General features: G+C 68.7%; 11 protein-coding genes and 2 pseudogenes. 6 read left to right on the forward strand and 7 right to left on the reverse strand.

Annotated features, from left to right (window positions below; all coding sequences use genetic code 11):
• Positions 1-210 precede the first annotated feature (210 nt).
• Positions 211-408, forward strand: a pseudogene (locus ACWC0C_RS47080) (IS5/IS1182 family transposase); the annotation flags it as partial.
• A gap of 915 nt (positions 409-1,323) precedes the next feature.
• Here the strand turns inward: ACWC0C_RS47080 and ACWC0C_RS47085 are convergent.
• The 4 genes and pseudogenes from ACWC0C_RS47085 to ACWC0C_RS47100 form a co-directional block, all read right to left on the reverse strand.
• Positions 1,324-1,470, reverse strand: a pseudogene (locus tag ACWC0C_RS47085) (IS5/IS1182 family transposase); the annotation flags it as partial.
• A 51-nt stretch (positions 1,471-1,521) separates the two neighbouring features.
• Positions 1,522-2,016, reverse strand: a complete 495-nt coding sequence (locus ACWC0C_RS47090) for a hypothetical protein (RefSeq protein ID WP_450871271.1) — start codon at positions 2,014-2,016, stop codon at positions 1,522-1,524.
• A gap of 398 nt (positions 2,017-2,414) precedes the next feature.
• Positions 2,415-3,440, reverse strand: a complete 1,026-nt coding sequence (locus ACWC0C_RS47095; protein WP_450871272.1) for a transglutaminase domain-containing protein — start codon at positions 3,438-3,440, stop codon at positions 2,415-2,417.
• A 34-nt stretch (positions 3,441-3,474) separates the two neighbouring features.
• The gene (locus tag ACWC0C_RS47100) at positions 3,475-4,734 is read right to left on the reverse strand and encodes a SpoIIE family protein phosphatase (protein WP_450871274.1); all 1,260 of its coding nucleotides are present in this window, start codon (positions 4,732-4,734) and stop codon (positions 3,475-3,477) included.
• 236 nt (positions 4,735-4,970) lie between these two features.
• Between ACWC0C_RS47100 and ACWC0C_RS47105 the strand changes: the two genes are divergently transcribed.
• The gene (locus ACWC0C_RS47105; protein ID WP_450871275.1) at positions 4,971-5,612 is read left to right on the forward strand and encodes a carbonic anhydrase; all 642 of its coding nucleotides are present in this window, start codon (positions 4,971-4,973) and stop codon (positions 5,610-5,612) included.
• Between the two features lie 1,025 nt (positions 5,613-6,637).
• On the opposite strand, the gene ACWC0C_RS47110 is transcribed toward ACWC0C_RS47105, so the two are convergent.
• Positions 6,638-7,066, reverse strand: a complete 429-nt coding sequence (locus tag ACWC0C_RS47110) for a DUF2690 domain-containing protein (protein WP_450871276.1) — start codon at positions 7,064-7,066, stop codon at positions 6,638-6,640.
• Between the two features lie 451 nt (positions 7,067-7,517).
• On the opposite strand from ACWC0C_RS47110, the gene ACWC0C_RS47115 reads away from it, so the two are divergent.
• Positions 7,518-8,237, forward strand: a complete 720-nt coding sequence (locus tag ACWC0C_RS47115; RefSeq protein WP_450871277.1) for a peptidoglycan-binding protein — start codon at positions 7,518-7,520, stop codon at positions 8,235-8,237.
• 29 nt (positions 8,238-8,266) lie between these two features.
• A complete protein-coding gene (locus ACWC0C_RS47120; RefSeq protein ID WP_450871278.1) occupies positions 8,267-9,151 on the forward strand; it encodes a helix-turn-helix domain-containing protein in 885 nt (294 codons plus the stop codon).
• A 138-nt stretch (positions 9,152-9,289) separates the two neighbouring features.
• Here the strand turns inward: ACWC0C_RS47120 and ACWC0C_RS47125 are convergent, their stop codons facing one another.
• Positions 9,290-10,342, reverse strand: a complete 1,053-nt coding sequence (locus ACWC0C_RS47125) for a GlxA family transcriptional regulator (protein ID WP_450871279.1) — start codon at positions 10,340-10,342, stop codon at positions 9,290-9,292.
• Between the two features lie 125 nt (positions 10,343-10,467).
• Between ACWC0C_RS47125 and ACWC0C_RS47130 the strand changes: the two genes are divergently transcribed.
• The gene (locus ACWC0C_RS47130; RefSeq protein ID WP_450871281.1) at positions 10,468-11,298 is read left to right on the forward strand and encodes a dienelactone hydrolase family protein; all 831 of its coding nucleotides are present in this window, start codon (positions 10,468-10,470) and stop codon (positions 11,296-11,298) included.
• Positions 11,299-11,600: 302 nt separating this feature from the next.
• Here the strand turns inward: ACWC0C_RS47130 and ACWC0C_RS47135 are convergent, their stop codons facing one another.
• Positions 11,601-12,506 (reverse strand): NADP-dependent oxidoreductase, encoded by a 906-nt coding sequence (locus tag ACWC0C_RS47135; protein WP_450871284.1) that lies wholly within the window; start codon positions 12,504-12,506, stop codon positions 11,601-11,603.
• Here ACWC0C_RS47135 and ACWC0C_RS47140 point away from each other — a divergent pair.
• On the forward strand, positions 12,485-12,871 hold the full coding sequence (locus ACWC0C_RS47140) for a winged helix-turn-helix transcriptional regulator (protein ID WP_450871282.1): 387 nt from the start codon (positions 12,485-12,487) through the stop codon (positions 12,869-12,871). The genes ACWC0C_RS47135 and ACWC0C_RS47140 overlap by 22 nt on opposite strands.
• Positions 12,872-13,004 lie beyond the last annotated feature (133 nt).

Genomic DNA, 13,004 nt, shown 5'->3' on the forward strand with positions numbered 1-13,004 from the left:
GAGGGAGATATGCCCCCGCCAGCCAGCGGCACAGAGCCGTCCTACAGCGCCAGCCCCGTCACCAGCCCAAACACTTTTTCAGGGGCAAGTAGCTAGGTGGTTCGCATTCGGATCCGCCACCGCGCGGGCCCCACACGCGGGGCACGCAGCATTCCGTGCACGCCCTCGAGGTTGTCCCGCAACTGGTGGGGCAGTTGTGCGTTGGCTGGCATGTGGATCTCAGCGGATGATCCGAAGTGGATCGAGCCGTTCTCCGGGCTGACCGCGTCGCAGTTCACCAGGCTGGTCGCGTTGGTGCCGCGTCGCGGTGGTGACGTTCAGCGCGGCCGTCCCTGGCGGCTGCCGCTGGAGAACCGGGTGTTGCTGGTGGCGACGTACTGGCGCACGAACCTGACGTTGCGGCAGGTGGAGCTGCATGATCCATTCCGTCACGTGATCACCGGCAGGTTGGCCGGCACCTTCGAACAAGGGGACGCGGTATCGATACAGCAACCCCCACACGAGGGAGTGAGCGCGTGTTGTCGCATATCCACGGACAGCGTTACGGCAATGCCTATCAATAAGGCGAACAGGGGGGTGCCAGACGAGGCGACGCCGGACAACCAGTACCAGCACACGACAGAGTCCCAGCCGAAGGCACGTCGGCCTGCTACGTCGCATTCGGGATGGACGCCTGCAGCAAACCGGGCCTCGTCGACGGGACTGGGCCCACATCGCTACAGCCCTGGGCGCTGTTGCCGCGGGTGCCGGGCTCATCTTCACTGCGATCAGCACGTACGTGGGCGTCCTTGTCGCCCAAGACCAACTCGAACAGTCTCGGCAGAGCAGTGAAGAACAAATCCGCAGTCAAGCCACGCATATCGTGATGTGGGATAGGCATGGAGAGAATGCACACAAAGAAACCATCGTTGCAAACTGGTCCAATCTTCCCGTCACCGAGATATATGCGTATCTGCTGACGAACCGAGATGGAGTGAAGCCGCTCGCGCTCCCCGATCTTCCGCCTTGCTCGCAGTTGAACCTGGATATGGAGAGACTCACTCGAGACCATGACCCGCATAACGAAGGCGGCGTCTTCGTAGACACCATTGTCGTGTTCTCGTTCGAAGATAGCGGCGGCAGAAGATGGGCACGCACGTGGAGTGGTGCTCTGACAGCGAGACCAGATCGCGAAGTCGTCAAGGACGAGGCCGACGAAGACATTGGACCCACATACCCCGAGTATCGATGGGTGGGGCCTGAGCCGAGGATCGAACCTGCCAAACCGTGCGGCTCAGGTGCATAGACCAGGCTTGCTAGAGGTTGTCCTGTATGGGGTGTGAGTCATCCGGAGCAGGCCAGGTTGTGGAGCCGGGCCATGCCGAGCATGGCCTGGTGAACGCCGTTGCCCTAGAGTCGGCAGTCCCGCGGGATCCTCTAGTTCTTCAACCGCGACAGGGCGTGTTCCACCCGGGCTCGCGCCCGGCGGTGGACGGCATTCTCCGCTTCCTGCTGTGGGCTCGAGAGGCCGCACGCGCGGCGCTACCGTCGGTGTTGCTCGATCGCGTCGGCGGCCGCCAGCGCGAAACCCGCCACGTTGCGCGGGCAGCGCCAGCCGGATCCCGGGGTGAGATCCCCGCCCTTCGCGTCGAGGTCCTCCCACGTGTAGTCGGAGCCCCCGGCCAGCAGCGACAACAGCATCTCGAAGGACTCCAGGTGCGTGCTCAGGTCGTCGTCGCACGGATGACCCGCGTGATGGCACGCGGCCTGCACGACGGCAAGGTCCGAGGCGGCGGCCGACAGCGCTGCCACCACCCGCCGCGCCACCTCGGGATCCGCGTCGTACATCGCATGGCCGTGCGTCCAGGCCAGGCCCAGCGTGTAGAACGCCGTCACATCCGGATCACGCGGCCGGGCAGCCCGCGCCCCGTCGAGCCGCTCCACACAGTCCATGAGGGTCGCGTCGTGCTCCCCGAGGAAGTACCCCTGCCATATCGACTCCCAGTCGTTGATCAACTCGTCCGCATCAGCAATCATGATCACTGAAGACGTCCGGCAGGAAGCTCCGGTTCCGGGCAAGGCCGAATGGGGCTGGGGAAACTCAGCAGGTCGGTCTCTCGCAGCGGCATGAAGCATGGGGAGACGACACCCTCCAAGCGAGGATGACCCGTCGGCGGTGTTCTTCGCCACGGTGCGCTGGGAGCAACCCCCGTGTGCGCGGGGACGATGCCTACCGGCTCCAGTGTCTTGGCCAGGCCGGTGCCGTCCCCGAGTCGGCGGGATCGGCGCAGCGTCCGCCGTTGCCGCGGGCGGCTCGCGTACGGACTCCTCACTTCGCGAACCTCGTGAGCTGATCCGCGCGTGGGTGGCCCCGCTGCACCAGGTGCTAGCGCAGCCCTCGGGATCGCGCTGCAGACCGAGTCACGTCGTTTCTTTCACGTCCCTGGGAACTTCTCTGACGGCGACGCGGAGATACACGCCGACCTGTCGGTATACCTGCGGTTCTCCCGGGTCGATACACCTGGTGAGCCCGCCGTACGGCGACTCAGGATGGGCTCGGCCAGAAGTCTCGCCATCCCGCAAAGGGTCTGGCCGTGCTGGGTGAAAAGTTCGTCACGCGAGTCGAAGTGGCCGAGGTCCGCCAGGACGTAGGTCGAGAGATCGCACGTGGCACCGGCGGTCGGGCAGAGTGTCGCGCCGTCCCAGTCGATCGCTGTCCTGGACAACGCCTCGAACAGCGTCTCCGCGCCGGCGTTGGTGAAGCCACCACCGCTGCCCTCGCCCAGCTCGCTGAGATCGCCGAAGAGCTCCGAGACTGTCAACCACGGCGCGCTGACGTGTTCGGTCGGTGGCAGCCCGTCAAGGCGGAACTCTGGCCATGCGAGCACGACTTGGTGCGGGACGATCCGATGGAAGTGAGGGAAGCGCGGGTACCAGAACCTCCCGTCCACCAGCAAACCACGCACTCGCGTGGCCACCCCGGATGCCCGCGCTACGGATTCCAGTATCGCCAGCCGTTGACTGCACGAGCCGCGGCGGCGCCGAAGCACCTCCGACACGGGCCGCTCGTCCTGGACCGAGTACACCGGCTGCACCAATTCGGCAATCCATCGGTGAGCCTGGCGTAGAGCCGCTATGTGGTGGGCGGGACTTGAGGTGCCGCCCGAGTCCGCCGGGATGTCGATCCGTCGGAGCAACGAGGAAACGTTCGGATGCTGCCAGTCGAGAATCCGCGTCGGGGCCGTGCTCCCCGCAACGGTTCCCCTGTCGGCCATGCGCCTTCGGACATGGCCTCGCGGCGTGAGAAGCGAGCTCGTCATGACCGCGATCCTCTCGTCCAGCACCCTCCAGGTGGTAAGACTCATTGTGACAGCAAATTTGAACGCGTTCAACTGTGCGGCCGCAGGTGGTGCAGGTGCCGATTGTGTTGCGACTGCACGAAACCAGGCGCGTACCCCCATGGCCGCACGCTCACCGACGACGACATTGGCCTGGTCAGTACGGTCGGGTCGTCCGGTCCAGGCGGACGACGACGATGGCGATGTCGTCGGCGGCGCCGCTGGCGAGGTTGAGGCGGGCGAGGAGGGCGTCTGCGAGGTGTTCCGCGCCGAACTCGGTGCAGGTGGCGAGCGTCGAGGTCAGGCGGTTCAGGCCGGCGTCGATGTCCTCGTCGCGGCGTTCGATCAGGCCGTCGGTGTAGAGGATGAGGGTGTCGCCGGGAGTGTAGGTCGCGTTGGCCTGGGGGCGGGGGACGTGTTCGGGGCGGGCGCCCAGCGGCGGGTCGGTGGCCTGGTCGAGTAGCTCGCAGGAGCCGTCCGGGTGCAGGAGGACGGGTGGGGGGTGGCCGGCGCTGCTGTAGATGAGCAGTTGGCTGTGGCGGTCGACGAGGACCTGGACGGCGGTGGCGGCCAGTGCTCCCTCGACCGAGCGGGCGTACAGCCCCAGGACCTCCAGTGCCTGGGCGGGGCCGTGGACGGTGCGGGTGGCGGCGCTCAGCGCGCTGCGGAGCCGGCCCATGACGGTGGCGGCCGTGAGCCCGTGGCCGACCACGTCGCCGACCGCGACGGTGAAGCGGCCCGCGGGCAGGTCGACAGCGTCGTACCAGTCGCCGCACACGTTCAGCGATCCCGTGGCGGGCAGGTAGCGCACGGCGATATTCGGGTGCCGGGCCAGGTCGGGGGAGTGGAGCATGGCTTCTTGGAGGGCGACGGCGATGCGCCGTTCCCGGGCGTGGGCCTGCCGCAGTTCCTCGTTCAGCTGCTGCAGTTGCCGCGCCCGGGCGTACAACTCGGCTTCCATGGCCGCTTCCCGGCCGGGGCTGACCGACGGCAGGTGCGCCGTGCGGCGGGCGCGGACGACATCGGTCATGTCCTCGGACCGGTGGATGATCCAGGCGACCTTTCCGTCCGGGCCGAGGACGGGCACGTTGATCGCGGTCCACCACCGCTCCTTGAACGCCTCGGGGTTGCCGGGAACCGGGATGTCGTACTTCTGCAACGCCATGTGATCTGTCTGGCGGGAGGACAGGACGCGGTGCAGTGAGGCTTTCAGCGTCGCCACCCCGCCGGCCTCCGGGTCGTCGGGGTTGTCCGGGAAGGCGTCGAAGAGGTACTGCCCGAGCAGCTCGGCCTGGCTCCGTCCGGTCACCTCGCAGAAGGCCGGGTTGGCGTCGGCGATCACCAGGTCCGTGCTGAGCACCACGCACGGGCTCGGAAGGGCGGCGAACACCCCTGTGTAGTCGATCTTCGGTGTCACAGCGTTTCCTGCCAGTCGCTCGCTCTTCAATCTACGAAAGGTCCAGCTCCCGCGCCCGCCGAGCGCGCTCGTGGGCAGCGGGTGGCAGCGGCGTACGGTCATCGGGCGTACGTCGTGAGCGGGACCCGCCTGGTTGGTTGTGACGACGTCGTCGGGAGGGGCTTACGCATGGCCAGGAGGCCGTCGCCCGTGGACCCGGCCGCGCGTGTCTGCTGGGCCGGTCGTAGTCTGCGGCCATGACAGAGATCCAGGCCGCAACCCCGCGTGAAGCCTTCGAGCTACTACTGGCCGGTAATAAGCGATTCGTCGCAGGTGCCCCGGAGCACCCGAACCAGGACGCCATCCGCCGCACCGAGGTCGCTCCGTCCCAGCGCCCGTTCGCGGTGCTGTTCGGGTGCTCCGACTCCCGCCTGGCCGCCGAGATCATCTTCGATCGCGGTCTGGGCGATCTCTTCGTGGTGCGCACCGCCGGCCACGTCATGGGCCCGGAAGTGATCGGCAGCATCGAGTACGGCGTCGACGTGCTGGACTGCCCACTGGTCGTGGTCCTGGGCCATGACTCGTGCGGGGCGGTCGGCGCGGCGTGCGCCGCGCTGGAGGACGGTATGGCGCCGGCCGGCTACGTCCGGGACGTCGTCGAGCGAGTGACTCCCAGCGTGCTGGCGGCGAGGGCCGCCGGACGCGTGAGCGCCGAAGAGATCCTCGCGGAGCACATAAGGCACACCGTCGACCTGCTGCTGGACCGCTCCCGCCTCCTGGCCGAGCGGGTCGCCGCCGGGCAGGCCGTTGTGGTGGGCCTGTGCTACAGCCTGGCCGACGGGACCGCACGCCTCGTCGCGGCCCGTGGCCTGGACACGCCCGTCGCCTCGGCTCTGTAAGGACCGGAGGCAGGGTCCTGCGGACCGGACACGAGGTAGCCCACCGGGGCGGTACATCCGGTGGGCGACCCGGCAAGCACACGGAGCGGCGTCGGTGCCGGTCACGCGGAGGTCCGGGGTCCCGCGGCGCGGCGAAGCCGGTCGGCGATTGCGCGAGGAAAGTCGCCCACCGGTGCCCCAGCTCCTGCGCGAGCCGCGCTTCGGCGACGACCTTCTCGGGCTCGACAAGAGCTTCGCGGACGCCAGAGCGATCAAGGCTCACGCCGGTGCCGCACTTGTGACACAGGCATCGGGCCGAAGCCGCGTCGTCGTGGCCAGGAGCGTGAAGAACCAGCGGCTGGCCGCCGTCTACATGTGGACCGTCGCCTCGATCCGCTCGCCGGATGAACCATGGTCAGCCGGTTCGCCTGACGGGCCCCTCTTTGCGCGCCCCGGCCGCGTGCTGGTGAGCGCAGCACGATTATGGAGTCGACCGACACGGCCCAGGCTGGGTACTCATCGGCGTCGGCCGGGGTCATCAGCGCGGTGAACACCCGCTCCCAGGTGCCGTCGACGGCCCACATCCGCAGCCGGATGTAGGTCCGGTCCGGGAGCAACGGCTCGATCCGCGTCCATTGCACCTCGGTTAACGGCACGCCCGGACCAACGACCAACCGATCCAACGAAACTGCCCGGATCGCCCTGGGCGTTGCGATAGAAAGCGGTCTGCCCGGCACGCTGGTTCCATGGTCACCCGCGGCGATCTCGCCCCGGAGGTCTTGGGTCATGCCCTGCTGCGCCCGCGGCTGCACACCGGCGTGCTGGACTCGCTCAGCGACGATGAACTGGCCGTCATCGACCGTCGGCGAGACAGAGGGCGATCGAGCGCGGCATCAGGAAGCGGAAGAACCGCGAGGCCGCCGCCGTCACGCCCTAGCCCTGCCTCTGACGTTGGCTGAATTGAGTGTGTCTGCGCCGGCCTGCGCTCGTAGAGCTGCGGACGTCCCCCGGTGATCAGGGCCGCAGGTCGAAGGGCCGGCTCAGGGTCAGAAGTCGGGGTACGTCTGTCCCCATACGCTGACGCCGGGGTCGCTGATCATGGCGTGGGCCTTGTAGCCGGCGTCGCTGATCATGCCGGTCCAGGAGTGGGTGCCGTCCGTGTCGTCCTGGCTGTAGATCGACCCGTCCGATCGCTCCACCCTGATGGTGTCTCCGACCTGCCGGGTCCACGACTCGGCCCAGACAGACCTGCAGGAGGGGCTGTAGTAGAGGTACACCACGTCCCCCTGCTCGTTCTTGGCGCTGTGCACCGCGTACCCGTCGCCGGTGCAGTAGGTCTTGTAGGGGTTGAGGTGGTTGCAGCTGGAGGCGTAGCAGGAGATGCGTGCCGCCTCGGCTGTTCCCGTGCTGGCGATCGTTCCACCTGCTGCGATGGCTACACACGCCAAGGCAGAAGCGATCCGTCGCATGCGCATGGACGTCTTCCTTCCAGTCGCGGTACATGGCTGGGGGGCGCTCGCGATACCGAGGTTCTGGTCCCCGGTGCGGCCCACCCCCTGAACTCGCAACCCTTGAACGGACAGCGACTGATGCCGCTCCATTCGTTCCTGGGCGTGACGCCTGGCGTCAGCATGAGCGTGCTGGATGAGTAGGGCACGTTTCTACCGGCGTTGAGCAGTTGGAGACGTCTCGGGACGTCTCAGGTCGTGGCTTGCAAAGACGCGGTCGGGGGACGTTTTCCCGGGAAGCCGACGGGTGCTTGCGGCTCGGGCTGGATTCCGGAATGACCGGAATCCAGCGCACGAAAGTGGGCAGTCAGGCGAACGCACGTCGAGAGTGGCCGAACGAGTAGAGACTGAGGGCAGGCCCTGGTTGTGCGGGCGTTCCGCACATCGAGGAGGATCCGCGTGCTGACGGGGAGGCGTGGTGAGATGGAAGGCGCTGCCTGAGTCGCTTGATCCACATGCGCGGCAGCTTGTGGTGGAGTTACGGCGACTGAAGGATCACAGCGGGCTGAGCCTGAAGTCCCTCCAAGCGAAGACGCCTTTCAGTAGGTCCTCGTGGGAGCGCTATCTCAGTGGGAACGCGCTGCCTCCTCAGGCCGCTGTCGAAGCGCTGGCCAGGATGGTTGGTGCGGACACCGCGCCGTTACTGGCCTTGCGGGACGCCGCCGAGAGAACCTGGACCACTGCTGCGGTGACGTCAGCGGAGAGTGGTCCGGCAGCGCAGGAGCCGGATTCGGAGCCGAAGATCCGGGTAGCGGCACTATCCGCTGCCGCGGGTGCGCTGCTGCTTTCCGCGATCACCTCGGTTTTACTGATCACCGATCCCTGGCGTGAGCAAACCCCTGAGACTGGCGTGGCAGGCGTCGGCCAGTACACGTGCACGTACACCCGGGATGGCGACCAGTTGTTCGCCGGGAACAGCACCACCACGTCCCGGCTGGTCATGCGGAACACGACCGGCCCCGACGCCGCGGAAGTGCAGTGCCTGCTTCTGCGCCACAAGCTGTCACCCGGTGACGTCGACGGCTATTTCGGCGAACGCACGGAGGCAGAGGTCAAACGGTTGCAGCGTCAGGACCACGTACCTGCCGACGGGATAGTCGGCGAGCAGACTTGGGCGTTACTGCGCCATGTGGAATAGACGACGATGAGGAAAGAGGGACCGGGGGAATGGCGTACTCTGCGGCTCGCTGGCGAAGGCTGCCCCAGGATCTGCCCGCTGCCTGTTCCCGTCTCGTCACTGACCTGCGCAACCTGAAAGACGGCAGCCGCTTGACCCTCACCGAACTGGCGCAAGCGACAGCCATCAGCAAGTCGTCCTGGGAGCGGTACCTCAATGGCAAGCAGTTCCCACCCCGGCATGCCGTCCAGGCCCTGTGCAAGGCGGCACATCAGACAGAGGACGAACTCCTGGCGCAGTGGGCACTGGCGGACGTGGCCTGGAGCGGACGCGGGCACACGATGTCTCCCGGCTCTGACCAGACATCCCCACCCAGTTCCGGCATCGACACCGCCGTACTCGACAGCCCGCCCACCGTACAACCCGTCAGCCGCGCACGCGGAGTGCTGCTTGCAGCATCCGCTGTGATCGACAGGCGTCCTGCCAGCACAGCGGTCGGGGTGCTCCTGCTGTGTACGGCGATGGTGGCGCCCGCCGTTGTCATCCACGCGTCCCGCACCACCACCTCCCGGACGGCCACCCGCCCGCCCATATGCCAGCTGCGCTCGTGTGAAGGTCGTAACCCGCGTACGACGGCGTGTGAGGATCCCACCACCACGGCTTCCCACACGGCAGCCGACGGCACCCGGCTCGAAATCCGCCTCAGCCCGAGCTGCCAGGCCGGATGGATCCGCGCCTGGCCCACGCACCCTGGCTTCCGCATCGAGATCACCGGCCCCGACGCGCGCCCCCAGAGCGCCGTTGAAGCGGTACGGCCGACCGACAATGAAGTGACGACGACCATGATCGCCGCCCCTCACCCCTCGAAGCTGCGCGCGTGCTACTACCCCTCTCTCGGGCATCCCGGAAGGGAGTGCTTCAACAGCACCGGCTGACCAGGGTGTGATCGGGCACCGCGACCTTCCCCGTCACCAGCCGCCTTGCGGAAATGCATTGCCGTGACACCAGCGGCTCTGACATCGAACGCGACTGGGTGGAGCCGCCCTGCCGCTGGCCGAGCACGGATTCCGCGGTCACCGAGCGGCAGCGCCGTCCGGGGCGGACGCCCGGTCCGTGCGGCGGAACGCGGTCCGGTAGGCGTTCGGGCGGTGGCCGGTGTGGCGGGCGAAGAGGGCGGCGAAGGTGCCGGGGTCCTGGTAGCCGACGGCCACGGCGATGGCGGCCACGGTGCGGTCGGTGGTCTCCAGAAGATGGCGGGCGCGGTTGACCCGGGAGGTCTGCAGATGGGCCAGCGGGCTGCGTCCGGTCTCGTCGGCGAAGCGGCGCAGCAGCGTGCGGGTGCTGACCCGGAACGCGTCCGCGAGCGTGGCGAGGTCGTACCGCTCGGCAAGGTTCTGGTCGAGCCACCGCATGACCTGCTGCGAGAACTCCCGGCCGGGCTGCGGGAGGAGCCGCCCGTCGACGTACGGGGTCTGTGAGGTCCGCGCGTCGTCGACGAGCGCCAACCGCGCGGTGGTGCGGGCCACCCGGTCACCGTTGTGTCGGCGGATCAGGTCCAGCGCGAAGTCGTACATGGCGCTGAAGGCGGCCGTGGTCGTCACCCCCGTGTCGGTGACGACCAGGTGCTCGGGCCGCACGTCGGCGGCCGGGTAGCGCCTGGCCAGTTCCCCGGCGTGCAGCCAGGAGGTGGTGGTCCGGCGCCGGTCGAGGAGCCCCGCCTCGGCGAGCAGGAACGCGCCGACGCAGAGGGAGACGACGGCGGTGCCGGCGGCGGCCTGCGCCCGGATCGCCGCGATCTCGGGGGCGAGCCGGGCGAGCCGCGTGTCGAGGTCCGTGTCCGGGCGCAGTTCGAAGCCGGGGACCACGAGGACGTCCACCTCGCGCACGGGACGCACGTCCAGACTCGCGCCGCCCGAGGCGGTGACCCGGCGGCGGGGCGAGACGACCGACACCCGGTACCCGGGCGCGTCCGGTCCTGCGACATGCCCAGCCATCGTCAACAGGTCGGGGACGCCGAACACTTCGGACGCGAAGCAGCCCGGGTACGCCATGACCCCGATCCGCAGCGCACCCGGCCCGGCGCCCGGACCCACACCGTCCTCCGCCTGCCGCGCCGCCTCCGCCATCGCTCCCGTACCCCCTGGTGTCCCCGGCCCCGGGCCGCCCACCGGGTCGCGTGTGGCGAGATTACCCCTGGCCTTGGCGATCCCGCCCCTCACCCGGCTGCCGACCCCGGGACCAGGCTGGACCCATGAGCGACGACGATCCGATCACCGACTTCACCCGCCGGAGCGTGGCCGTTGAGGGGGTGGAGAAGACGGTGTACGTGGCCGGGGTCGGGCCCGCGGTCGTGGTGCTGCCCGAGATGCCGGGCATCAGTCCTGACGTCCTGCGGCTCGCGCGCTGGGTGCGGGACGCGGGCTTCACCGTCCATGTGCCTTCCCTGTTCGGGACGGACGGTGCCTTCCCCACGGTCGAGGGCGGCCGTAAGGTCGTCCGCCGCGCCTGTGTCAGCGCGGAGTTCCGCGCCTTCGCCGGGGGCGGCACCAGCCCGGTGACGGTCTGGCTGCGCGGCCTGGCGCGCCAGGCCCACACCGCGTGCGGTGGGCCGGGGGTGGGCGCGATCGGCCTGTGCTTCACCGGCAACTTCGCCCTCACCATGGCCCTGGAGCCGGCGGTGATAGCCCCGGTGGTCAACCACCCGTCGCTGCCGCTCGACGACCCCGGCGGACTCGAACTCGACGCGGCGGACGCGCGCGCGGTGCGCGACCGACTCGACCGCGACGGACTCACCGTCCTCGCCTACCGCTTCGAGGGCGACCGCTGGTGCACGGGTCAGCGCTTCGCCGCCTACCGCGCGCTGCTCGGCGACGCCTTTGACGGACGCGTCCTCCCGGACAGCGCCGCCAACCCGGTCCCGCCGCCCTTCTTCGCAGACATGGTCGGCACCCCGCACAGCGTCGTCACCGCCCATCTCGTCGACGAGGCCGGCCATCCCACGGTCCGGGCCCGCGACGAGATCCTCGCCTTCCTCACCGACCGGCTGCACCCGCACGGGAACCGACCGCTGGCTACCACCTGACCGGGCCCCAGAGGCCCGATGGAGGCGGCTGGCACTGGTCCGGGCGCGCGGCGCGCACCTACCGCACGGACCGTGGCCGGCGAGAGGCCGAACAGCCGGATGGGACGGACCGGATCGGCGGTGTGTTCGGCCTCATCGAGGATCGGCCCCACTCTGGACCCGGCCGGCATCGAAGGAGACCAGCGCCCGGAACCCGGGACCAGCGCCCGGAACCCGTCCCACTTCGGCCGACCCGGCCCGATGCAGGAAGCCGACGATGTCGTGCAGTGTGTATGTCCCTAATCACATCTCACGCGATCCTTTCAGACCGTGATCGCAAGCTTGCCCTGCACATTGCCGGCAGCCAGCACCTCGTGCGCTTCGGCCAGCCTCTCCAGCGGGAACACCTGCTGCAAGTGCACCCGAAGCTTCCCCGCCTCGACCATTTCGGTCAGTGCCTCCAGGCCGGCCGCGTCCGGCTCCACGCCGACCGCCGCGAAGCGTACGCCGGACTGCTCCGCCAGCTTCGGCAGGGTGGTGCTGAGCCGTTCCACCGCCGTCACCAGCACGCCGCCCTGCCGCAGCACGCCGAAGGAACGCTCGGCGTTCCCGCCGCCCAGGGTCTCCAACACCACGTCCACCGGCGCATGCCGGAGCACCTCGGTGTAGTCCTGCGTCCGGTAGTCGACCAGCTGGTCAGCACCCAAGGCGCGCAGGAACTCGTGCTTGGCCGCGCTCGCCGTGCCGATCACCTCCGCGCCGAGGTGTTTGGCCAATTGCACCGCGACGTGCCCGAGCCCTCCGCCCGCACCGTGGATCAGAACGCGCTGCCCCGCCCGCAGCTGCGCGATCTCCACCAGCGCGTGCCAGGCGGTCAGGCCGACCAGCGGTAGCGCCTCGGCCTCCTCGTGGCTGATGCCTGCGGACTTGCGGGCCAACTGCCGTGCGGGGGCGACCAGGTACTCCGCGTTCGCACCGGCCGCGGCCGGGAAGTACGGCATTCCATAGACCTCGTCGCCGACCTGGAACCGGTGCACACCCGGATCGACCTGCTCCACCACCCCGGAGACGTCCCAGCCCAGGACGAAAGGAGGCTCGCCCAGCAACGGGAACGCCCCGGAGCGGACGAACAGTTCCACGGGGTTGACGCTGGTCGCCCTGACGCGGACCAGTACCTGCGTCGGTCCAGGTACCGGCTTGGGACAACGTGCGCTTCTACGTTGACGCAGATGCCTATCTGGCCGCCTGCCCCTCGCGCCAGATCCTGGACGTGCTCGCCAACAAGTGGACCATGCTGGTCATGGGCGCACTGCCCGCCGGCCCGGTGCGCTTCGGTGAACTGCGGCGCCGCCTGGACGGCATCACCCAGAAGATGCTCACCCAGACCCTACGTACCCTGGAGCGGGACGGCCTGGTCACCCGCACGGTCTACCCGACCATTCCGCCAAAGGACGAATATGCGGCCACCGAACTGGGCGAGAGCGTCACCGCGCTGATGCACGCGATCCGCGCCTGGTCCGAGGAAAACATCAATGCCGTCCTGGACGCCCGCGACGCCCGGGCCGACCAGGAAGTCCAGCCGGTCACGGCCTGATCGCATCGGGCTCGACAGCGCCAGGTCGTCCTCGGACCGCTACTGACCTTGTTGGCGTGATGTCGTCAACGTGAGGCCGGTTTCGGCGAGACATCCATCGATGAGGTTGCTGCGGTACTGGATCTCGCGGAGG

The organism is Streptomyces sp. NPDC001709, from assembly GCF_053596375.1.

Coding starts and splice junctions, on each gene's coding strand:
- ACWC0C_RS47090 (WP_450871271.1), bottom strand. CDS start 2,016: ATGATTGCTGATGCGGACGAGTTGATCAACGACTGGGAGTCGATATGG.
- ACWC0C_RS47095 (WP_450871272.1), bottom strand. CDS start 3,440: ATGGGGGTACGCGCCTGGTTTCGTGCAGTCGCAACACAATCGGCACCT.
- ACWC0C_RS47105 (WP_450871275.1), top strand. CDS start 4,971: ATGACAGAGATCCAGGCCGCAACCCCGCGTGAAGCCTTCGAGCTACTA.
- ACWC0C_RS47110 (WP_450871276.1), bottom strand. CDS start 7,066: ATGCGCATGCGACGGATCGCTTCTGCCTTGGCGTGTGTAGCCATCGCA.
- ACWC0C_RS47120 (WP_450871278.1), top strand. CDS start 8,267: ATGGCGTACTCTGCGGCTCGCTGGCGAAGGCTGCCCCAGGATCTGCCC.
- ACWC0C_RS47125 (WP_450871279.1), bottom strand. CDS start 10,342: ATGGCGGAGGCGGCGCGGCAGGCGGAGGACGGTGTGGGTCCGGGCGCC.
- ACWC0C_RS47130 (WP_450871281.1), top strand. CDS start 10,468: ATGAGCGACGACGATCCGATCACCGACTTCACCCGCCGGAGCGTGGCC.